The 22,326-nt window shown below is 67.6% G+C and carries 18 protein-coding genes; 10 read left to right on the plus strand and 8 right to left on the minus strand.

The window, feature by feature from the left end:
- The 6 genes from EV655_RS00430 to EV655_RS00455 form a co-directional block, all read right to left on the minus strand.
- On the minus strand, positions 1-1,287 hold the full coding sequence (locus EV655_RS00430; RefSeq protein ID WP_132540128.1) for an amidohydrolase family protein: 1,287 nt from the start codon (positions 1,285-1,287) through the stop codon (positions 1-3).
- On the minus strand, positions 1,288-2,232 hold the full coding sequence (locus tag EV655_RS00435) for an ABC transporter permease (RefSeq protein ID WP_132540131.1): 945 nt from the start codon (positions 2,230-2,232) through the stop codon (positions 1,288-1,290). It lies immediately after the preceding gene.
- The gene (locus EV655_RS00440) at positions 2,232-3,278 is read right to left on the minus strand and encodes an ABC transporter permease (RefSeq protein WP_132540134.1); all 1,047 of its coding nucleotides are present in this window, start codon (positions 3,276-3,278) and stop codon (positions 2,232-2,234) included. The genes EV655_RS00435 and EV655_RS00440 overlap by 1 nt, the downstream gene beginning before the upstream one ends.
- Positions 3,268-4,794 (minus strand): ABC transporter ATP-binding protein, encoded by a 1,527-nt coding sequence (locus EV655_RS00445; RefSeq protein ID WP_132540137.1) that lies wholly within the window; start codon positions 4,792-4,794, stop codon positions 3,268-3,270. Before EV655_RS00445 ends, EV655_RS00440 begins: the two co-directional genes overlap by 11 nt.
- On the minus strand, positions 4,794-5,825 hold the full coding sequence (locus tag EV655_RS00450) for a BMP family protein (protein ID WP_132540140.1): 1,032 nt from the start codon (positions 5,823-5,825) through the stop codon (positions 4,794-4,796). The genes EV655_RS00445 and EV655_RS00450 overlap by 1 nt, the downstream gene beginning before the upstream one ends.
- A gap of 166 nt (positions 5,826-5,991) precedes the next feature.
- A complete protein-coding gene (locus EV655_RS00455) occupies positions 5,992-6,699 on the minus strand; it encodes an aspartate/glutamate racemase family protein (RefSeq protein WP_132541097.1) in 708 nt (235 codons plus the stop codon).
- Positions 6,700-6,882: 183 nt separating this feature from the next.
- On the opposite strand from EV655_RS00455, the gene EV655_RS00460 reads away from it, so the two are divergent.
- The 5 genes from EV655_RS00460 to EV655_RS00480 all read left to right on the plus strand — a co-directional run bounded on the left by EV655_RS00460 (position 6,883) and on the right by EV655_RS00480 (position 11,440).
- A complete protein-coding gene (locus EV655_RS00460) occupies positions 6,883-7,857 on the plus strand; it encodes a TRAP transporter substrate-binding protein (protein ID WP_132540143.1) in 975 nt (324 codons plus the stop codon).
- A gap of 61 nt (positions 7,858-7,918) precedes the next feature.
- Complete coding sequence (locus EV655_RS00465; protein WP_132540146.1) at positions 7,919-8,449, plus strand: TRAP transporter small permease; 531 nt, start codon at positions 7,919-7,921, stop codon at positions 8,447-8,449.
- A gap of 3 nt (positions 8,450-8,452) precedes the next feature.
- A complete protein-coding gene (locus tag EV655_RS00470) occupies positions 8,453-9,766 on the plus strand; it encodes a TRAP transporter large permease (protein WP_132540149.1) in 1,314 nt (437 codons plus the stop codon).
- Positions 9,767-9,773: 7 nt separating this feature from the next.
- On the plus strand, positions 9,774-10,517 hold the full coding sequence (locus EV655_RS00475) for a sulfite exporter TauE/SafE family protein (protein WP_132540152.1): 744 nt from the start codon (positions 9,774-9,776) through the stop codon (positions 10,515-10,517).
- Positions 10,514-11,440 carry a hypothetical protein gene (locus EV655_RS00480; protein WP_243644933.1) on the plus strand — a complete coding sequence of 309 codons (927 nt, stop codon included), beginning with the start codon at positions 10,514-10,516 and terminating at the stop codon, positions 11,438-11,440. Before EV655_RS00475 ends, EV655_RS00480 begins: the two co-directional genes overlap by 4 nt.
- 20 nt (positions 11,441-11,460) lie before the next feature.
- Here the strand turns inward: EV655_RS00480 and carB are convergent, their stop codons facing one another.
- Both carB and EV655_RS00490 read right to left on the minus strand, forming a co-directional pair.
- Positions 11,461-14,688 carry a carbamoyl-phosphate synthase large subunit gene (carB, locus tag EV655_RS00485; RefSeq protein ID WP_132540155.1) on the minus strand — a complete coding sequence of 1,076 codons (3,228 nt, stop codon included), beginning with the start codon at positions 14,686-14,688 and terminating at the stop codon, positions 11,461-11,463.
- 34 nt (positions 14,689-14,722) lie between these two features.
- Positions 14,723-16,072 carry a glycosyltransferase family 87 protein gene (locus tag EV655_RS00490; protein ID WP_165905223.1) on the minus strand — a complete coding sequence of 450 codons (1,350 nt, stop codon included), beginning with the start codon at positions 16,070-16,072 and terminating at the stop codon, positions 14,723-14,725.
- A 495-nt stretch (positions 16,073-16,567) separates the two neighbouring features.
- Here EV655_RS00490 and bchE point away from each other — a divergent pair, with 495 nt between their 5' ends.
- The 5 genes from bchE to mce all read left to right on the plus strand — a co-directional run bounded on the left by bchE (position 16,568) and on the right by mce (position 22,325).
- A complete protein-coding gene (gene bchE / locus EV655_RS00495) occupies positions 16,568-18,211 on the plus strand; it encodes a magnesium-protoporphyrin IX monomethyl ester anaerobic oxidative cyclase (RefSeq protein ID WP_132540161.1) in 1,644 nt (547 codons plus the stop codon).
- A complete protein-coding gene (gene bchJ / locus EV655_RS00500) occupies positions 18,208-18,804 on the plus strand; it encodes a bacteriochlorophyll 4-vinyl reductase (protein ID WP_132540164.1) in 597 nt (198 codons plus the stop codon). The genes bchE and bchJ overlap by 4 nt, the downstream gene beginning before the upstream one ends.
- A gap of 96 nt (positions 18,805-18,900) precedes the next feature.
- On the plus strand, positions 18,901-20,886 hold the full coding sequence (gene aspS, locus EV655_RS00505) for an aspartate--tRNA ligase (RefSeq protein ID WP_132540168.1): 1,986 nt from the start codon (positions 18,901-18,903) through the stop codon (positions 20,884-20,886).
- A gap of 252 nt (positions 20,887-21,138) precedes the next feature.
- Positions 21,139-21,888, plus strand: coding sequence for a GNAT family N-acetyltransferase (locus EV655_RS00510; RefSeq protein ID WP_132540171.1), 750 nt, complete (start codon positions 21,139-21,141; stop codon positions 21,886-21,888).
- A gap of 32 nt (positions 21,889-21,920) precedes the next feature.
- Entirely contained in the window at positions 21,921-22,325 is a 405-nt protein-coding gene (gene mce, locus EV655_RS00515; protein WP_132540174.1) for a methylmalonyl-CoA epimerase, read from the plus strand.
- Position 22,326: the final 1 nt, after the last annotated feature.

Below are 22,326 nucleotides of genomic sequence, written 5' to 3' on the forward strand. Positions count from 1 at the left end.
CTATTCGCCCGCCCGGTGCCGCCGCCGCACGCGCGCGGGTCGCCCGTCCAGCGACAGGTGGCTGTCGTTGCGCGCCTTCTCGGCGACCACCCGGCCCTTCGCGATCACCGCCAGCCGGTCGGGGCGCAGGCGGATCGCCTCGACCGGGTCGCCCGCGTCGAGGATCACCAGCGAGGCCAGCGCGCCCTCGTGCAGCCCGTAATCCGGGAGGTGCAGGATCGCCGCGTTCTCGACCGTCACCATGTCGAAACAGCGCCGCATCTCCTCGGGCGAGGTCATCTGCGCCACGTGCAGCCCCATGAAGGCCACGTCCAGCATGTCGGCGGTGCCGAGCGAATACCACGGGTCGCGCACGCAATCCTGCCCCCAGCCGACCCGGATTCCGTGCGCCTGCATCTCCTTGACCCGCGTCAGCCCGCGCCGCTTCGGGTAGCTGTCGTGCCGCCCCTGCAACACGATGTTGATCAGCGGGTTCGGGATCGCCGCCAGCCCCGCCTCCGCCATCAGCGGCAACAGCTTGGAGACGTAGTAATTGTCCATCGAGTGCATCGAGGTCAGGTGGCTGCCCGCCACGCGCCCCTGCAGGCCCAGCCGCTGGGTTTCATAGGCCAGCGTCTCGACATGGCGCGACAGCGGATCGTCGGTCTCGTCGCAATGCATGTCGACCAGCAGGCCGCGGTCGGCCGCGATCTCGCAGAGCGCCCGGACGGACGCGCGGCCATCCTCCATCGTGCGTTCGAAATGCGGGATGCCGCCGACCACGTCCACGCCCATGTCCAGCGCGCGCAGCGTGTTCGCCCGCGCGGTCGGGTCGCGGAAGAATCCGTCCTGCGGGAAGGCCACCAATTGCAGGTCGAGATAGGGTTTCACCCGCTCGCGGACGTGCAACAGCGCCTCGACCCCCTTCAGCGTGTCGTCGCAGGTATCGACATGGCTGCGGATTGCCAGAAGCCCCATGCTCACCGCCCAGTCGCAATAGGCCAGCGCGCGGTCGACCATCTCGTCGACCGTGGTCTGGGCCTTCAACTCGCCCCACAGCGCGATGCCTTCCAGCAGGGTTCCGGAAGCGTTGATCCGCGGCGTGCCGTAGCTGAGCGTCGCGTCGAGGTGGAAATGCGGATCGACGAAGGGCGGGCTGACGAGGTCGCCCGTGGCGTCGATCACGCGGCCCGCGGTGGACCCGCCGAGGTCGCCCACCGCCGCGATCCGGTCGCCGCGGATGCCGATATCGGCCACCCGCCCGTCCGGAAGGGTGCCGCCCGTCACGATCAGGTCGAACTCGGCCATTCAGCGTTCTCCGCGATTGTAGGGCACCATCAGCGCGGCCGGCACCTCAGCCCGGCGCGACATCAGCACCAGCGCCAGGATCGACAGCACGTAGGGCACCATCAGGAACACCTGGTAGGGGATCTCGGCGCCGAGCGGCGTCTGCTGCATGCGGATCTGCAAGGCGTCGAACGCGGCGAACAAGAGCGCGCCGAGCAGCGCCTTGCCCGGCATCCACGCGCCGAAGACGACCAGCGCGATGCAGATCCAGCCGCGCCCGTTCACCATCTCGAAGAAAAAGGACGAAAACGCCGACATGGTCAGGAACGCCCCGCCCACCGCCATCAGGCCCGACCCCACCATTACCGCCCCCATGCGGATCGCGGTGACCGAAAGCCCCTGCGCCTCGACCGCCGAGGGGTTCTCGCCCGCCGCCCGCAGCGCAAGGCCCAGCGGCGTCCGGTACAGCACCAGCGCCACGATCAGGACGGTGGCAAAGGCCAGGTAGGTCAGCGCGGTCTGGGAGAAGATCGCCTCGCCGAGGAAGGGGATATCCGACAGGACGGGGATATCCAGCGGCTGAAACGGCTCGATCCGCGGCGGGCTGGTGACCTCGGGCAGCGCCAGCCGATAGGCGTAATAGGCCGAAGACGTCGCCAGAAGCGTCACCCCCAGCCCCACCACATGCTGCGACAACCCGAAGGGCACCGTCAGCGTGGCATGCGCCAGCCCGAACAGCGCGCCCGAGGCAAAGGCCACCAGCACGCCGGGCCAAAGCCCCAGCCCCGCGTAAACCGCCATCCAGCCCGCGAAGGCGCCGAACACCATGATCCCCTCGATGCCAAGGTTCAGCACGCCCGCCCGTTCGCAGATCAACTCGCCCATCGTGGCAAAGATCAGCGGCGAGGCGATGCGCAGCACCGCGGCCCAGAAGCTGGCCGAGACGAGGATATCGAAAATCTCCATCAGCCCCTCACCACGCGGAACCGGGTCAGCAGGATCGCCAGCACCATGAACAACAGCGCCGTGGCGACCGAGATATCGGCGATATAGGTGGGCACCTCGGCGGCGCGGCTCATGGAATCGGCGCCCACGAAGATGCCCGCAACGAACAGCGCCGAGACGACGACGCCCAGGGGGTGCAACAGCGCCAGCATCGCCACCACGATGCCCGTGTAGCCAAAGCCGGGCGACAGATCGAGCGTCAGGTTGCCCTTCAGCCCCGCCACCTCGGAAAAGCCCGCAAGTGCCGCCAGCCCCCCCGACAGAAGCGCCGTCTTGACCATGACACGCCCCACCGGGATACTCGCGAACCGCGCGGCCTGCGGGTTCTGCCCGACCGCGCGGATTTCATAGCCCAGCGTCGTTTTCACCTGGATCACCCAGACCACCACCGCCGAGATCAGCGCCAGGCCAAAGCCCCAATGCAGGCGCAGCCCGTCGACGATGCGGGGCAGGCGGGCGTCCCGCGGGATCGCCTCGGATTTCGGCCAGCCCATGCCCATCGGGTCCTTCAGCGGGCCTTCCAGCAGCATCGAGATGAACAGCAGCATGATGAAGTTGAACAAAAGCGTGGTGACCACCTCGTCGACGCCCAGCCGCACCTTCAACAGCACCGGCCCCAGCAGCACCAGCGCGCCGGCCAGCACCGCGGCAATCGCCATCGCCGGAATCGCGACCGGCCCGGGCAGGCCCATCTGCGTGCCGATCAGCACGGTCATCAAGGCACCCGCGTAAAGCTGCGCCTCGGCGCCAATGTTCCACAGCTTGGCGCGAAAGGCGACGGCCACCGCCAGCCCGGTAAAGATCAGCGGCGTCGCGCGGTTCAGCGTTTCCAGGGCCGCGAATTTCGACCCCGCCGCGCCCTTGACGATCAGCCCCAGCGTGGCGAAGGGGTTGGCGCCTGCCAGCATCGCCAGCGCCGAGGCCACGACCACCGTCGCCGCGATGGCCAGCGCCGGCAGGCCCAGCGTCCGGGCCAGCCCCGGGGCGGCAACGGGTTCAAGCCGCATCGGAAAACCCCTGTCCGGCCATCCACTGCCCCAGTTCCGCGGGCGTCTTGCTGCCGCGCGGGAATTCCGGCGACAGGCGGCCCTCGCTCATCACGTGGATCACGTCCGACAGCGCGCGGATTTCATCCAGGTCTTCCGAGATCAGCAACACCGCCGCGCCCGCGTCCCGCGCCGCGATCAGGCACTCCTGCACATAGGTCAGCGCGCCGATATCCAGGCCGCGCACCGGCTGGTTGGCCAGGATGATCTTCGGCCCCGCCTCCAGCGCGCGGCCCAGGATCAGTTTCTGCATGTTGCCCCCCGACAGCAGGCGAATGCGCGCCTCGGGCCCCGGGCAGCGCACGTCGTATTTTTCAATGATTCCCTCGGCATGGGCGCGCGCGCGGGTCCAGTCCATCCAGCCCGCGCGGCTGAAGGGCGGGCGGGCATAGCCTTCCAGCACCGCGTTCTCGGTCAGGGTGAAATCGGCGATCGACCCGGTGGCATGCCGGTCCTCGGGGATGCGGCCGACACCTGCGGCCAGTGCCGCCCGGGGGGACCATCCGGCGACGGTTTGGCCCGCCACGCGCAATTCCCCGCTGTCCGGCGCGATCAGCCCCGACACCAGGTCGGCCAGCGCCCCCTGCCCGTTGCCCGACACCCCCGCCAGCCCGGTGATCTGCCCGGCCTTCAGCGACAGGGTCACGCGGCGCAGGCCCGTCCGGTTGCCCTCGGGCGGGGTGGAGACGTCACGCAGCTCCATCAGCGCCGCGCCGGGCGTGCCCAGCGCGGGGTGGGGCAGGGCGACCTCGGCGCCGACCATCATCTCGGCGATCCGGTGGCGGTCGGTCTGGTCCGTCGCGACCTCGCCCACGACGCGCCCGTGGCGCAGCACGATCACCCGGTCGCTGACCGCCGTCACCTCGTGCAGCTTGTGCGAGATGAAGATGATCGACAGCCCCTGCGCCACCGCCTTTTTCAGCGTCTCGAACAGCGCGTCGCTTTCCTGCGGCGTCAGCACCGCGGTGGGTTCGTCCAGGATCAGGATGCGCGCGTCGCGATACAGTGCCTTGAGGATCTCCACCCGCTGGCGTTCGCCCACCGACAGCGTCTTGACCTTGGCATCCGGGTGGACCGCCAGCCCGAAATCGCGGGACAGCTGTTCCACCCGCGCCCGCGCCGCCGCCCGCCCCAGGCCAGGGGCCAACAGGGGCCGCGTGCCCAAAAGGATGTTCTCCAGCACCGTCATGTTGCCCGCCAGCGTGAAATGCTGGTGCACCATGCCCACGCCCGCGGCCAGCGCCGCGCCGGGCGCCCCGGGCGGCAGGGCCTGCCCGAACACCTCGACCGTGCCCGCATCGGCCGTGTAATGGCCGAACAGGATGTTCATCAGCGTCGTCTTGCCCGCGCCGTTTTCCCCAAGCAGGGCAAGGACTTCGCCCCTGTGCAGGGCGAAGCCGACATCATCGTTGGCGGTAAGCTTCCCGAACCTCTTGGTGATCCCCTCAAGGCGCAGGACGACCTCGCGCGCCCCCATCAGGAGGATTTGGGTTCTTCGTCGTTGATCTCGACGGTGAACGCACCCGCCTTGATCGCGGCCTCCTTCTCCGCCACCATGTCCAGCGCCGCTTGCGGGACCTTGCCTTCGAAGGTGCCCAAGGGGGCCAGCGAACAGCCGCCTTCCTTCATGAAGGAATACAGGCCGTAATTGTCGGCCTTGAAGCTGCCATCGGCGACCCGGGCCAGCGCCGCCTGAAGCGTCGGTTCGAAATGCCAGATCGCCGAGGCGACCACCGTGTCGGGATAGTCCGACTGCGTGTCGATCACGTTGCCGATCGCCAGCACGCCCCGTTCCTGCGCCGCGTCCGACACGCCGAACCGTTCCGCATACAGCAGGTCGGCGCCGTTCTCGATCATGGCAAAGGCGGTTTCCTTGGCCTTGGGCGGATCGAACCACGACCCGATAAAGCTGACTTGGAAGATGGCGTCGGGCCGCGTCTCGCGCACCCCCGCCATGAAGGCATGCATCAGGCGGTTGACCTCGGGGATCGGAAAGCCTCCGACCATGCCGATATTGCCGGTCTGCGTCATCGCGCCCGCGATGATGCCCGACAGGTAGCTGGCATCCTGGATGTAGTTGTCGAACACCGCGAGGTTCGGATAGGCCGGGTCCGGCAGGAACGACGAGCCCAAGAGGAACGCGGTCCCGGGATAGTCGAGCACCACCTCGCGCGCCTCCTGTTCCACCCCGAAGATCTCGCCCACGATCAGCTTGACGCCGCTTTCGGCATATTCGCGCATCACGCGGGGGTAATCGGTGTTCGAGGTGTTCTCGGAGAAGGTGTAGGTGACCTGCCCGGCCGCCTTGGCGGCCTCGGCGGCGACGTGGATGCGGCTGACCCATTGCTGCTCGACCGGCACGGTGTAGATGCCTGCGACGCTGATCGGCGCCTGCGCGAACAGCCGCCCCGGCGCAAGGCCCAGCCCCGCGGCGGCGGCCGCGCCCGCCGAGCCCAGCAGGAGCCCGCGGCGCGTGATGTCGAAGGGATGGGTTCTGTTGGCAGACATGGTCGTTTTCCCCCTGGTGTCTCCGTGATCGTCGGCCCCGATAGGAAACCATTCGCCCGGAATTTGGAACGCCGCGAGAGTGGCATGGCCGCGGGCCGAAGGGAAGATTGCTTGTTCGTCGGGCAGATCGCCTGCGGGCTGCCCGTCTAACGCGCAGGAAGCGGTGTCACGGGGCGGGGTGGCGGGTCGGGCAAAGTCCCGCCCGGAACCAGCAGACGAAGTCGTAGATCGAGTAGACCGGCAGCCCCGTGGCCGCGCGGATGTCGGCGGCATGGGGCGTCATGTTCGTGCATTCCAGGACGATGGCGCCGAGGTCGGGGTGGGCGGCGGCCAGCGCGCGGGCGGCGTTCACGGTGTCGGCGCGGGCCAGGTCCACGTCCATCTCGGGCAGGTCGTTGAGGATCACGCGGCTGAACTCGCCCCCGGCCTCGGTGGTGCCGATGGGCGTGCCCTTGGGCACGCGGGCCGCCGCCAGGTGGGCCGGGGTCAGGCTCGCGGCCGATATCGTCAGGATCCCGGCGCGGCGCCCCTGCGGCAGGACCCGGTTGACCAGCTCCACCTGCATCAGCGACGAGGTCGCGACCGGCACGCCGACGGCGGTGGCCAGCGCGTCCTGGTAGAGCGACAGGAACCCGCAGGTCGTGGTGATCCCGACCGCACCCTCGGCGACCAGCTCCCGCGCCGCCGCGACGAAGGCGTCCAGCGTGTCGCCCCCGCCCTCGCACACGACCCGCCGGGGCGAGGCGCCGGGGACCACGCGGACCAGCACCGGGAAGGGCCAGGTCGCCGGATGGCCCATGTCGCCCGGAATGCGGGGAAAGCGCGACTCCAGCATCAGGATGCCGATCGGTGCGGTCATGCCGTTCAGTTCCATCCCCCTGCCTCCGGTGCCCCTCACGCCTCGGTGGCACGGGCGGCGCGTCCGTGCAAGCGCCCCGCGCGGGACGGGCAGGGCGCGGCCGCGGGGCGGAGGGCCGCCCGAACATTGACCTTGCGCCGCCGGGCCCGACGCGGTTTCAATGATCGTCAACAAGAACCACACCACAGGGAGAGACGGATGAAGACCCCCGCAACGCTTCTGGCGGCCACCGCGCTTGCCACCCTCGCCACCGCCGCCTCGGCCGAGAAATGGGACATGCCCCTGGCCTATGCGGCGACCAACTTCCATTCCGAGGTCGCCGCCGGCTTCGCCCAGTGCGTGACCGAGGGCACCGGCGGCGCGCTGGAAGTCGTCACGCACCCCTCGGGCTCGCTCTTCGGCGGCAACGAGATCAAGCGCGCGGTGCAGACCGGCCAGGCCAATATCGGCGAGCGTCTGCTCTCGGCGCACCAGAACGAGAACCCGCTTTACGGCGTCGACTCGATCCCGTTCCTTGTCTCGTCTTTCGACGAACACGAGAAACTGTGGTCGATCGCCGAACCGGCGGTGTCCGAGGCGCTGGCCGAGGACAACCTGCATTACCTCTATTCCGTGCCGTGGCCGCCGCAGGGCCTCTACATGAACAAGGCGGTGGAAACGGTCGAGGACCTGAAGGGCGTCAAGTTCCGCTCCTATTCCGCCGCCACCGCGCGGATGGCCGAACTGACCGGCATGATCCCGGTGCAGGTCGAGGCCGCCGAACTCAGCCAGGCGCTGGCCACGGGCGTGGCCGAAAGCTTCGTGTCGTCGGGGGCCACCGGCTATGACCGCAAGGTGTGGGAGCATCTCAGCCACTTCTACGAGGTGGACGCCTGGCTGCCCCGCAACGCGGTCTTCGCGAACATGGACGCCTGGAACGGGCTCGACGACGCGACGAAGGCCGTGATGACCGATTGCGCCGCCAAGGCCGCGGCCGAGGGGCTGCAGCGGTCCATGGATTATACCCAGTTCACGCTGGACGGGCTGAAGGAAGGCGGCATGACCGTCGGCCGTGCCCCCGATGCGCTAGTCGAGGGGCTGAAGGCCATCGGCGAGACGATGACGCAGGAATGGCTGGACCAGGCCGGCGACGCGGGCCGCGCCATCGTCGAGCAATACAAGAGCAGCATGTAGGCGAAGGGGCGGGCCGGGGGCGATCTCCGGCCCGCCCTGCGCCTTGGGCGGGGGGCAGGCGATGGCGGCGGCGCGCGCGCTCAGGCGCATCCTCGATGGTGTCTATCTTGCGGGCGGCGTGATCGCGGCAGGTTTCATGCTGGCGATCCTCGGCATCATCGTGCTGCAGATGCTGGCGCGCTGGACCGGACAGGTCTTCCCCGGCGCCACCGACTACGCGGGCTACTGCATGGCGGGCGCCTCGTTCTTTGCGCTGGCCTACGCGCTGAACCACGGCGCGCATATCCGGGTGTCGCTGATGCTGTCCGCGCTGGGCCGCTTTCGCTGGTGGGGCGAGCTGTGGTGCTTTGGCATCGGCGCGGTCACCGCCACCTTCTTCGCCCGCTACGCGATCAAGGGCACCTACTGGTCGTGGAAGCTGAACGAGATCAGCCAGGGCCTCGACAAGACGCCGGTCTGGATCCCGCAACTGTCGATGGCGGCGGGCGCGGTGCTGCTGGCGGTCTGCTTCTGGGATCACCTGATCCGGCTGATCGTGACCGGCGACCACGGCATCCGCCGCGACCTCGTCGACCAGAGCCGCGGGGAATAGCCGATGGAACAGCTCGCCCCGATCGCGATCTTCCTCTTCGTGCTGTTCCTGCTGCTGGGCTCGGGCGTCTGGGTGGGCCTTGCGCTGATGGGCGTGGCCTACGTGGGGATGGAGCTTTTCACCTCGCGCCCCGCGGGCGACGCGATGATCACCAAGATCTGGTCCTCGTCCTCGTCCTGGACGCTGACCGCGCTGCCGCTCTTCATCTGGATGGGCGAGATCCTCTACCGCACCCGGTTGTCCGAGGACATGTTCAAGGGCCTCAGCCCCTGGATGGCGCGGCTGCCCGGCGGCCTCGTGCATACCAACATCGTCGGCTGCACCGTCTTCGCCGCCGTGTCGGGCTCGTCCGCGGCGACGCTGACCACGGTCGGCAAGATGTCGATCCCGGAACTGAGGCGCCGCAACTACCCCGAGACGATGGTGATCGGCACGCTGGCGGGCGCCGCCACGCTGGGGCTGATGATCCCGCCCTCGCTGACGCTGATCGTCTATGGCGTCACGATCAACGAGAGCATCACCAAGCTGTTCATGGCGGGCGTGCTGCCGGGGCTGGTGCTGGCGGGGATGTTCATGGCCTATGTCGCCATCGCCGCGACGCTGTCGAAGGATTTCGACCCGACGCCCGAGCCGCCGATGCGCCTGGCCGACAAGCTGCGGAACTCGCGCTTCCTGATCCCGGTCATCAGCCTGATCCTGGTGGTGATCGGCTCGATGTATCTGGGCTATGCCACCGCGACCGAGGCCGCGGCCTTCGGGGTGATCGGCGCGCTGGTGCTGGCGGCGGCGCAGGGCTCGCTGACGCGGGCCACCTTCGGCGAAAGCCTGATGGGCGCGGTGCGCACGACCGCGATGATCATGCTGATCCTCGCGGGCGCATCCTTCCTGTCGCTGTCGATGGGCTTCACCGGGCTGCCGCGGGGGCTGGCGGACCTGATCGCGGGGTTCGAACTGACGCGCTTCGAACTGCTGATGGCGCTTCTGGTCTTCTACATCGTGCTGGGCTGCTTTCTCGACGGGATCTCGTCTGTGGTGCTGACCATGGCGGTGGTCGAGCCGATGATCCGGCAGGCGGGCATCGACATCATCTGGTTCGGGATCTTCATCGTCGTCGTGGTGGAGATGGCGCAGATCACGCCGCCGATCGGGTTCAACCTGTTCGTGCTGCAGGGCATGACCCGGCACGAGATGACCTTCATCGCCCGGGCCGCGATCCCGATGTTCCTGATCATGGTGGTGATGGTCTTCGTGCTGATCGCCTTCCCCGAGCTTGCCACCTGGCTGCCCGAGAACATCCGCCAGCGCCCGGGCGGCTGAGGCCGCGATGGACGACGCCGTGCTTCACCTGGTGTCCTCGCCGCTGCTGCTGGTGGCGCTGCTGGTGATCGTCTTCGCGGCCAGCATCGTGCAGGTGGGGCTTGGCCTCGGCTTCGGACTGGTGGCAGCACCCTTGCTGGCGTTGCTGGACCCTGCCCTGGTGCCGGTGCCCACGCTGATCGTCGGGCTTGCCACGGCATCGGCGGCGGCGCTGCGCGAGCGCGCGGGCATCGACTGGGCCGAGGTCTGGACCGGCCTGTGGGGCCGGGTCGCGGGCGTCGCCGTAGCCAGCCTGCTGCTGGCGCGGCTGGCCGACCCTGATACCTTCGCGCTGGTCTTCGGGGCGATGATCGGGCTGGCCGTGGCGCTGTCGGCGCTGGGGCTCGGGATGCGGTTGACCCGGAGGCGCCTTGTGGGCATGGCGGCGCTGTCGGGACTGATGGGCACCATCACCTCGGTCGGCGCGCCGCCCATGGCGATCGTCTACCAGAACCGGCCGGGGGCGCAGGCGCGCCCCACGCTGTCGGCCTTCTTCGCGCTGGGCACGGCGATGTCGCTGGGTGGGCTCTGGGCCGCGGGATGGGCGGGGGCCGAGGACCTTGTCCTCGCCGCGATCATGGCGCCGGGCATGGTCGCGGGCGTCCTAGTTTCGGGCCGCCTGAGGGGCCGGTTCGATGCGCGGTACCGGGCGGCGCTTCTGGCGGTCAGCGGACTTGCCGCCCTGGTGCTGATCCTGAGGGGCCTTTTGTGAAACCGGCGGTGTGCGTTCTCGGGTTGGCCGCGCGGCACGGGCGGCTGTTGCTGGTAGCGGGGCTGTTGACCGGGCTCTTGCTGCCCGCGCTTGCCCAGGCGATGCGGCCCTGGCTGCCGGAACTGGTGGCGGGGCTGATGTTCGTGGCCGCGCTGCGGATCGGGCCGCGGCAGGCGCTGGGCGCGGTGCGCGAACTGCCCGCGGTTGTCGGGCTGGTCCTGGTCTATCAACTGGCGCTGCCGCTGGCGCTGGCAGGTGCGTTCTGGGCGGCGGGGCTCGGGGGGACGGCGGTGGCGACGGCGCTGGTCCTGATGACCGCCGCCTCGCCGATCTCGGGGGCGCCCAATCTGGCGGTGCTGACCGGTGGCGACCCGGCGCCCGCGCTGCGGCTTCTGATCGTGGCGACCGTGCTTCTGCCCCTGACCGTTCTGCCGGTCTTTCTGGTGGCCGAGGGGCTTGGCGGTGCCGGGGCCGTCCTTGCCGCGGCGGGGCGGCTGCTGATGGTGATCCTGTTGGCGGCGAGCGCGGCCTTTGCGCTGCGCCATCTGGCGCTGAAGGCCCCCCAGCCCCCGACCATCGCCGCGCTCGACGGGCTGTCGGCACTGGCCATGTCCATCGTGGTGATCGGCCTGATGTCCGAGGCGGGGCCGACGCTGGTGGCGCGGCCAGCGGAGTTCGCGGGCTGGCTGGCGCTGGCCTGCACCGCCAATCTGGGCGCGCAGGTCGCGGCCGCGCTGCTGCTGAAACGCACCCGGTTCGACGACCAGAGGATCGGCCTGTCGATCGCCGCGGGGAACCGCAACATCGCGCTGTTTCTCGTGGCGCTGCCGCCCGAGATCACCACGCCGCTGCTGGTATTCATCGGCTGCTATCAGGTGCCGATGTACCTGACGCCGCTGATCCTGCGGCGGTTCCACGCCTGACCGCCCCGCGGGCGGCGGCGCTATTCCTGAAGGCTTGCCACCTCGATCTCGCCTTCCTCGCGCGACTTCATGGCCAGCGCCGCGGCATGGCTGCCCGCCGCCGTGGTGTAATAGGGGATGCGGTCCATCAGCGCGACGGTGCGCATCGAGCGGCTGTCCTCGACCGCCTGCGCGCCCTCGGTGGTGTTCATCACCAGATGCACCAGCCCGTCCTTCATCACGTCGACGATGGTGCGCCCGCCCTCGTAGCCCTTGTTGACGATCTGCGCCTCGATCCCGTGCCCGGCCAGGAATTTTGCCGTGCCGCGCGTGGCGAGGATGGAAAAGCCCAGATCGGTCAGGATGCGCGCGGTCTCGATCAGGTCGGGCGTCTTGTCCGAATCCTTGATCGACAGGAACACCGTACCTTCGTGCGGCAGATGCGTGCCCGCCCCCATCTGCGCCTTGAGGAAGGCGCGGGGGAAGCTGCGGTCATACCCCATCACCTCGCCGGTCGAGCGCATTTCGGGGCCGAGAAGCGTGTCGACGCCGGGGAAGCGGGCAAAGGGCAGCACCGCCTCCTTGACCGCGAACCCCTCGATCTGCGGATCGACGAGGTCGAAATCGGCCAGCTTCTCGCCCGCCATGATGCGGGCGGCGATCGACGCGATAGGCGAGTTGACCGCCTTGGCCACGAAGGGCACGGTGCGCGACGCACGCGGGTTCACCTCGATCAGGTAGATCTCGCCATCCTTGACCGCGAACTGCACGTTCATCAGACCCACGACACCCAGTTCAAGCGCGAGCGCCCGGGTCTGCCGTTTCAGTTCCCCGACGATCTCGGCCGACAGCGAATAGGGCGGCAGCGAACAGGCGCTGTCGCCGGAATGGACGCCTGCCTCCTCGATATGCTGCATGATGCCGGCGACGTGCACATCGGTCCCGTCGCAGATCGCATCGACGTCCACCTCGGTCGCCCCCGAGAGATAGCTGTCCAGAAGCACCGGCGACTTGCCGGAGACCACCACCGCCTCCTTGATATAGCGTTCCAGATGCGCGGTATCGCGCACGATCTCCATCGCGCGGCCGCCCAGAACGTAAGAGGGGCGGATCACCAACGGATAGCCGATATCCTCGGCGGCGCGCATGGCAGCCTCGGCCGAGGCGGCGATAGCGTTGTGCGGCTGTTTCAGCCCCAGCCGGGTGACCAGCGCCTGGAACCGTTCGCGATCTTCGGCCAGGTCGATGGCGTCGGGCGTGGTGCCGAGGATCGGGATGCCCTCGGATTGCAGCGCATCGGCCAGTTTCAACGGAGTCTGCCCGCCGAACTGCACGATCACGCCATGCAGCGTGCCGCGTTCCTGCTCGACGCGCAGGATTTCCATGACATGCTCGAAGGTCAGCGGCTCGAAATACAGCCGGTCCGAGGTGTCGTAGTCAGTGGAGACGGTCTCGGGGTTGCAGTTGACCATGATGGTCTCGTAGCCCGCATCGGTCAGCGCGAAACAGGCATGGCAGCAGCAATAGTCGAACTCGATCCCCTGTCCGATCCGGTTGGGGCCGCCGCCCAGGATCACGACCTTTTTCCGGGTGGAGGGGCGGGCTTCACATTCGACCTCGCCCATCACCGGAGTTTCATAGGTGGAATACATGTAGGGCGTCTGCGCCTCGAACTCGGCGGCGCAGGTGTCGATCCGCTTGAACACGGCGGTGACGCCCAGGTTCTGGCGCGCGCGGCGCACCTGCGCTTCGTCCCGGCCGGTCAGCGCCGCAAGCCGCGCATCGGTAAAGCCCATCATCTTGAGCTGCCGCAGGCCCTGCTCGGTCACGGGCAGCCCGTCACGGCGGATCCGGTCCTCGGTCTCGACGATCTCGCGGATGCGGGCGATGAACCAGGGATCGAAGCTGGTGACCGCCTGGATGTCGTCATCCGACAGCCCGTGCCGCATCGCCTGCGCGATCAACCGCAGCCGGTCCGGTGTGGCCTTGGACAGGGCGGCGATGATCACGGCGCGGTCTGGCGCGCCCTCGATCTCGATCTCGTCGAAGCCGGTCAGCCCGGTTTCCAGCGAGGCCAGCGCCTTTTGCAGCGATTCATGGATGGTGCGGCCGATCGCCATCGCCTCGCCCACCGACTTCATCGCCGTGGTCAGTTCCGCCTTGGCGCCGGGGAATTTCTCGAAGGCAAAGCGCGGGATCTTGGTCACGACATAGTCGATGGTCGGCTCGAAGCTGGCCGGCGTCACCTTGGTGATGTCGTTGTCCAGTTCGTCCAGCGTGTAGCCCACGGCGAGCTTCGCCGCGATCTTGGCGATGGGGAACCCGGTGGCCTTGGACGCCAGCGCAGACGACCGCGACACCCGCGGGTTCATCTCGATCACCACCATCCGGCCGTCCTCGGGGTTGATCGCCCATTGCACGTTCGACCCGCCGGTTTCCACACCGATCTCGCGCAGCACGGCGATAGAGCCGTTGCGCATGATCTGGTATTCCTTGTCGGTCAGTGTCAGCGCAGGCGCCACGGTGATGGAGTCGCCCGTGTGCACGCCCATCGGGTCGACGTTCTCGATGGCGCAGACGATGATGGCGTTGTCCGCGCGGTCGCGGACCACCTCCATCTCGAATTCCTTCCAGCCCAGCAAGCTTTCGTCGATCAGGATTTGCTTGACCGGCGAGGCATCGAGACCGGTCTTGCAGTAATGCACGAACTCCTCGCGGTTGTAGGCCACCCCGCCGCCGGTGCCACCCAGGGTGAAGGCCGGGCGGATGATCGCGGGCAGGCCGACATGGTCCAGCGCGGCCATGCATTCGTCCATGGTGTTGGCGATGGTGGCCTTGGGATTTTCCAGCCCGATCCGGTCCATTGCCTCGCGGAACAGCTTGCGGTCCTCGGCCATCTCGATGGCGGCACGGTTCGCGCCGATCAGTTCCACCCCGTACTTGTGCAGCACGCCCATGTCGGCCAGCTTCAGCGAGGTGTTCAGCCCGGTCTGCCCGCCCATCGTGGGCAGCAGCGCGTCGGGGCGTTCCTTCTCGATGATCTTGGCCACCACCTCGGGGGTGATCGGCTCGATATAGGTGGCGTCGGCCAATCCCGGGTCGGTCATGATCGTGGCGGGGTTGGAGTTGACCAGGATCACCCGGTAGCCCTCTTCCCGCAGCGCCTTGCAGGCCTGGGCGCCGGAATAGTCGAACTCGCAGGCCTGCCCGATCACGATGGGGCCCGCGCCGATGATCATGATGGACTTGATATCGGTTCTCTTCGGCATGCGCCCGTCCCCCGGATTGGCAAATTGTTGGGGGTTATAGAGAAGCCTCGTTCGGACGCAAGGGCCCGGGCGCGGGCCAGTGTCCTCGTGCCGCCCGCCCCGCCACGACACTCACCGCCAGCCCGACAGCAAAAAGCGTCAGCGCCGCGGCCGAGGCACAGGTGAACCCGGGGTCTGGCCACATGTTCATTCGTACGACGGTCAGAACACTGCCGCCGAGCACAACGGCAAAGCCCGCGCCAAACCGCACGGCGCGCCCCGCAAGAGCCAGAAGCACCGGCGCGAGGAGGACCTGCACCAGGAAGTAGTGCCCCCAGCTGAACGGCCCGAAGAGCCCGGCGAAAAGCGTGAGCTGGAACAACATATAGGGCAGGCGCCACGCCTCGGACAGTCTGCGGCCAGCATGCCAGGCCACCAGCAGCACCGCAGCCAGCAACACCTTCGACAGCAGCGTGATCGACACCGGCGGACCATGGATCACGGTGTTCTTGATCTCGCCGGAGAGAGGCGCGACCAGACCCAACTGATACCAGAGAGCGTACAGCGTCGAGGAAATCGAGAAGTTCGGGCAGGTGAGCACCATCACGCCACGGATGCGCGAGGTATTCTCGAGGAATGCCGCGTGCAGGTCGCCCCCCGCGACCGCCAGGCCGACGGCCAGCAACGCGGCGGCGGACAGCAGGAAGGCCGCAAGCGCATGCCAGCGCCGTTCGAGAAGGAAGATCACCACCAGCACCGCAGGCGTCAGCTTGATCGCGGCCGCGACAGCCAACGCCACGCCGGCGGCCACGTTGCGGCCATGGGCGAGCCGCTCTACGGAGAGAATGCAGAGGATGGTCACGGCGATCTGCGGCTGCATCAACTCCAGCGCAAAGGCCGGAACAAAGCCCGTCTGGAGCAGCAGCCCCGAGAATCCGGCCCAGGCCCAGAAGGGGATGCGCGCGGCACGACCGGCCAGCCGCCAGGCGAGCCAGACGCCGAGAACCATCAGCGAAACCTGCGCCACCGCGAAGAGATCGTTGAACCCCCGCGGACCGAGCCAGCCGGTCAGCGGCGCCACCAGCACGGCCCATAGCGGCGGGTAGATATAGGGAAAGGCCGTCAGCCCACCGACCCCGAGCCGCGCCATTTCCGGCAGCCAGGCCTCGGGAACCGAATTGACGAAGTTTTCGGCGGAAACAAGGTAAACCAGCTCGGGCTTTCCGATGCGGATCATGTGACCGGCCATGTAGAGCGCGGCCAGATCCTCGCCCCAATCACCCCAGACGCGCCGCAGGGCGACCGCGGCCCACAGGCCGAGCATCAGGAAGCCCAGAAAGTACGAACGCTTCGCTGACAAGACCCGGCCCTTATTGCCCGTCGGGCTGGCGTCGCGCCCGAACACACCAATACAAACATGCGCCATACCGGATCTGCCCCGGAGCATATGCACGATCCCGGCGCAGTTCACACGAGGTGCATTACCAAGCCCTTAAGCGCCGAAATCCGGATACTTGCCGGCGGCGGCCGAAGGTCGAATCTCTGCAGATCCGCGTCACCGCCCCGCCCGCCGCAGACATCAGGATACTCTTCGCCGCACTCCCTTCGCCTGCACACCGTTGCCGGCAACTGCGCAAAGGCGTGCCGGGACCATGGCCCTGCCCCCGGAATCGCCTTCGCCCGGGATCACGCGGCTCGGCCGAATCTCCCCATTACGGTGGCCCCGAACAGGGTGACGGGCTGGGCCACGATCACCGCAGCTTCAGGAATATTGTTTACTTACAGATACCTGAGATGCTCAACTTGGCAAATGCGCAAACCTGACACTGATTTGACTTGTGTCAATTAGAGTTGACAGCGGATGTGTCATGTTGTCCCGCGAAACACGGGGAGTCGATCCATGCGCATTGTCTTTGTCCATCCCAACTACAGGTCCGGTGGCGCCGAGATCGCGGGCAACTGGCCGCCAGCCTGGGTGGCCTACCTGACCGGTTCGCTGCGAACCGCGGGATATGACGACATCATATTCGTCGACGCGATGACCAACAACCTCAGCGAGGACGCTGTCCGCGCCGAGTTCCGGCGGCTGAAGCCCGACGTGGTGGCGTCGACCTCGATCACGCCGTCGATCTATGCCGCCGAACGGTTGTTGCAGATCGCACAGGAAGAGGTGCCGAACGCGGTGCGTGTTCTGGGCGGCATCCACGCCACCTTCATGTTCAAGCAGGTGCTGTCCGAGGCGCCGTGGGTCGACGTGATCGTCCGCGGCGAGGGCGAGGAAATCGTCGTCGAACTGATGAACGCGATCCGCGATGGCAAATGGCCGGAAAGCCGCCGTGACATCAAGGGCCTGGCCTTCCTCGACGGTGACGAGATCGTGGCGACCGCCGCCGCGCCCACCATCAAGGATCTCGACGCGATCAAGCCCGACTGGGACATCCTTGAGTGGGAAAAGTACATCTACATCCCGCTGAACTGCAAGGTCGCGATCCCCAACATGGCGCGCGGCTGCCCGTTCACCTGCTCGTTCTGCTCGCAGTGGAAGTTCTGGCGCGACTACCGCATCCGCGACCCGAAACTCGTCGTCGACGAGATTGAGGAGCTGGTGAACAAGCACGGCGTCGGCTTCTTCATCCTTGCGGACGAGGAACCCACGATCAACCGCAAGAAGTTCATCGCCTTCTGTCAGGAACTGATCGACCGCGGCCTGCCCGACAAGGTCAAGTGGGGCATCAACACCCGCGTCACCGACATCCTGCGCGACGAGGAACTGCTGCCCTTCTACCGCAAGGCCGGTCTCGTCCATATCAGCCTCGGCACCGAGGCCGCGGCGCAGTTGAAGCTTGACCAGTTCAACAAGGAAACCCGCGTCGAGGACAACAAGCGCGCAATCCAGTTGCTGCGCGATGCCGACATCCTGACCGAGGCGCAGTTCATCGTGGGGCTCGACAACGAGACCCCCGAGACGCTGGAAGAGACCTTCCAGATGGCCTGGGACTGGCAGCCCGACCTGGCGAACTGGGCGATGTATACGCCCTGGCCGTTCACGCCGCTGTTCCAGGAACTGCACAACAAGGTCGAGGTGTTCGACTACTCGCGCTACAACTTCGTGAACCCGATCATGAAGCCCGAGGCGATGGACCGTGCGGAACTGCTGGACCGGGTGATGAACAACTATCGCCGGTTCTACATGCGCAAGGCGCTGTTCCACTATCCGTGGCGCGGCACCGGGTTCCGCCGCCGGTATCTGCTGGGCTGCCTCAAGGCGTTCCTCAAGGCAGGCGTCGGGCGGACCTTCTACGATCTCGGCAAAAACAACTACTGGGGGCCGCAGTCCAAGGACAAGGTCAAGTTCGAGTTCGACATGACCCGCCAGCCCGCCCAGGCCCAGATCGCGGATTGGGAATCCGCCGCCGACCGCGCTGCACAGGCGCGCGCCAGGCGGCAATCGGCTGACAACTCGTTCAAGATGCCCGCCGAGGGCAATGCCGCAGAGGTCAAGGTCTGCGGTGGCGGCGACCAGCAACTGGAAGACGCAAGATGAAGGATACCCTGTCCGGCCATTCGGGCCGGATCGGACCGAATGCCGTCCTCCAGTTGCTCCCTGTGCTGGAGACGGCGGGCGGCGGGGCGCTTCGCGACGAGATGCTAGAGGCGGCGGGCCTGTCGGAACCCCCGTCGGACACCGGCCTTATGGACGAGGGACCGGCCGCCGCCATGCATCGCGCCCTGCGCCGCCGCCTGCCCGGCCGCGCGCCCGACCTCCTGCGGGAGGCGGGCGCGCGGACCGGGGACTATATCCTTGCCCATCGCATCCCGGCCGCGGCCCAGAAGGTGCTGAAGGTGCTACCCGCCGCACTGTCCGCGCCGATGCTGGCCAAGGCCATCGCCAAGCACAGCTGGACCTTCGCGGGCTCGGGCCAGTTCCGCATCGTCTCGACCCGGCCGCTGGTGTTCGAACTGACCGACAACCCGCTGATCCGGGGCGAACATGCGCCGCACCCGATCTGCGGCTGGCACGAGGCGGTGTTCGACCGGCTGTTCCAGACGCTGGTGGACCCGCGCCTGCGCACGCGCGAGACGAAATGCACCGCAAGCGGCGCCTCGGTCTGCCGCTTCGAAATCACCCGCGGCTAGCCTCGGGCGCCCCGGCAGGCCGGGGCGCCCCTTGACTTCCCCCGCCATCGGGGGTGTATCGGCGCGGACCTGCCGTTATCCTTGAGGACCCGCCCCATGCATCCCTTCCGCAGCCATACCTGCGCCGAGCTGACCAAAGCGAACGTGGGCGAGAATGTGCGCCTCTCGGGCTGGGTGCATCGCGTGCGCGACCACGGCGGCGTCCTGTTCATCGACCTGCGCGACCATTACGGCGTGACCCAGGTGCTGGCCGACAGCGACAGCCCGGCCTTTGCCGCGGTGGAAAAGGTGCGCAGCGAGTGGTGCATCCGCATCGACGGCGAGGTGAAGGCCCGCGAGGAAAGCCTGATCAACCCCAAGCTGCCCACCGGCGAGATCGAGGTCTTCATCCGCGACGTCGAGGTGCTGGGAAGCGCCGAGGAACTGCCGCTGATGGTCTTCGGCGATCAGGACTACCCCGAGGAAACGCGGCTGCGCTATCGCTACCTCGACCTGCGCCGCGAGGGGATGCAGGAGAACATGAAGCTGCGGTCCGACGTGGTGGCCAGCATCCGGCGGCGGATGTGGGACAAGGGGTTCCGCGAATACCAGACGCCGATCATCACCGCCTCCAGCCCCGAGGGCGCGCGCGACTTCCTGGTGCCCTCGCGGCTGCATCCGGGACGCTTCTACGCGCTGCCGCAGGCGCCGCAAATCTTCAAGCAGCTGATCATGGTCTCGGGCTTCGACCGCTATTTCCAGATCGCGCCCTGCTTCCGCGACGAAGACCCCCGCGCCGACCGCAGCCCCACCGATTTCTACCAGCTCGACATGGAGATGAGCTTCGTGTCGCAACAGGACGTGTTCGACACGATCCAGCCGGTGATCGCGGGCGTGTTCGAGGAATTCGGCCGCGGCCACAAGGTCGACCAGCACTGGCCCCAGATCTCCTATGCCGACGCCGCGAAATGGTATGGCACCGACAAGCCCGACCTGCGCAACCCGATCAAGATGCAGGACGTGTCCGAGCATTTCCGCGGCTCGGGCTTCGCCATCTTCGCCAAGCTGCTGGAGCAGGACGGCACCGAGATCCGCGCGATCCCCGCGCCCGGCGGCGGCTCGCGCAAGTTCTGCGACCGGATGAACGCCTTTGCCCAGAAGGAAGGGCTGCCGGGGATGGGGTATATCTTCTGGCGCGACGTCCCAGGGCCGTTCCACGGAGATCAGATTTGGAGCAAGATTCGGCTCTGGATGAATGGGAAACTCACAGACAAGGAACTTGTTGAGCGCGGTCTTATTCAGACGAGTCCTGAACAGTGGAACCGGCTAGACGAGCTTATGGCAGAGTTCCATGCTGAAGATCCAATCGGAAAAGAAAAAGTTAGAGAGAAGATAGTTCGAGACTTTGGGCCTTCGAGGATGGAGGCAGCGGGGCCGCTCGCCAAGAACATCGGCGAGGACCGCACCGAGGCGATCCGCCAGCAACTGGGCCTCGGCAAGGGCGACGCCGCGTTCTTCCTCGGCGGCAAGCCCGCGGCCTTCGAATCCGTCGCGGGCCGCGCGCGCAACGTCATCGGCGAGGAACTGGGCCTGACCGAGAAGGACCGCTTTGCCTTCTGCTGGATCGTCGATTTCCCGATGTACGAGAAGGACCCGGAAACCGGCGCCATCGACTTCAGCCACAACCCCTTCTCGATGCCGCAGGGCGGCATGGCGGCGCTGGAGGGCGACCCGCTGGAGGTGCTGGGCTATCAGTACGACCTGGCCTGCAACGGCTATGAACTGATCTCGGGCGCGATCCGCAACCATCGCCTCGACGTGATGTTCAAGGCGTTCGCGCTGGCCGGCTATGCCGAGGACGAGGTGCGCGCCCGCTTCCCCAGCCTTGTCAACGCCTTCCGCTTCGGCCCGCCGCCGCACGGCGGCTGTGCTGCGGGGATCGACCGGATCGTGATGCTGCTGGCCGACGAGGCGAACATCCGCGAGGTCATCATGTTCCCGATGAACCAGCGCGCCGAGGACCTGATGATGGGCGCGCCCACGCTGCCCACGAACGAGCAACTGCGCGAATTGCGGCTGAGAGTGATCCCCGAAGAGGAGTGATCCGCCCGGGCGCGGCGGGGGCGGGGAATCAGACCGTCAGAAGGGTGCCGATGACCGAAACCGCGAAGGACGAGACCCCGCCCCAGAACAGCGTGCGGTCGAACAGGCTTTTCAAGGTTTCGGTCGGCATGGCGTCATTTCCTCATCTGCGTTCCGCTCAGGGGTGCCAAGCGAATCGGGCAGGAATTCGACGCTGTTGGCGCGGAACCGGGGCGCTTTCCAGGCCCTTGCCGGACGGACGGAGGCCGCCCCATGACTGATGATCTGCCCCTCGGCGCCGCCCTGCCGGACTGGACGCCGCCGCCCCGCCCGCCACGCGCGCCGATGGACGGCCGCTACGCCCTCCTGGAACCGCTCGATGCGTCCCGCCACGCCGCCGACCTCCATGCCGCCTTCGCCCCCGATCCGGCGATCTGGACCTACCTGCCCTATGGCCCGTTTCCCTCCGAGGCGGCCTATCGCGGCTGGATCGAGGACAAGGCCCCGGGCGCGGACCCGCTGTTCTTTGCGGTCCGCAGCACCGCGACGGGCCGGGTGGCGGGCGTGCTGTCCTACCTGCGGATCGCGCCCGAGGCAGGCTCGATCGAGATCGGCCATGTCTGCCTTGCGCCCGCGCTGCAACGGACGGCCGCCGCGACCGAGGCCGTGACGCTGATGATCGGCCGGGCCTTCGACGCCGGCTACCGGCGGGTCGAGTGGAAATGCAACGCGCTGAACCTTGCCTCGCGGCGGGCGGCCGAACGCCTGGGCTTCAGCTACGAAGGCCTGTTCCGCCAGGCCGGCGTGGTCAAGGGACGCAACCGCGACACCGCCTGGTTCGCCGCGATCGATTCGGACTGGCCGACGCTGCGCGCCGCCTACGCGCGCTGGCTCGACCCGGCGAATTTCAGCGCCGACGGTCGCCAGTTGGCCGCGCTGTCCGACCTGACCCGGCCGCTGCTCGCCGCCCGCGACCCGGTCCTTGCCCCTGGGGCTTGCGCTGCGCCGCGGCAGGGCGGATAAACGCGCGCAAACCCGAACGAGGAGACCCGCGCATGATCGGCCGCCTGAACCATGTCGCCATCGCCGTCCCGGACCTTGAGGCCGCGGCGGCGCAATATTCCGACACTCTGGGCGCCAGGGTCGGCGCACCCCAGGACGAGCCCGACCACGGGGTGACGGTGATCTTCATCGAACTGCCGAACACCAAGATCGAACTCTTGTATCCGCTGGGCGACGAAAGCCCGATCAAGGGGTTCCTCGAAAAGAACCCTTCGGGCGGGATCCACCACATCTGCTACGAGGTCGAGGACATCCTGGCCGCCCGCGACCGTCTCAAGGCGCAGGGCGCCCGCGTGCTGGGCACGGGCGAACCCAAGATCGGCGCGCATGGCAAGCCCGTGCTGTTCCTGCATCCCAAGGATTTCAACGGCACGCTGATCGAGCTGGAGCAGGTCTGAG

Source organism: Rhodovulum euryhalinum (assembly GCF_004342445.1).
Lineage (GTDB): Bacteria > Pseudomonadota > Alphaproteobacteria > Rhodobacterales > Rhodobacteraceae > Rhodovulum > Rhodovulum euryhalinum.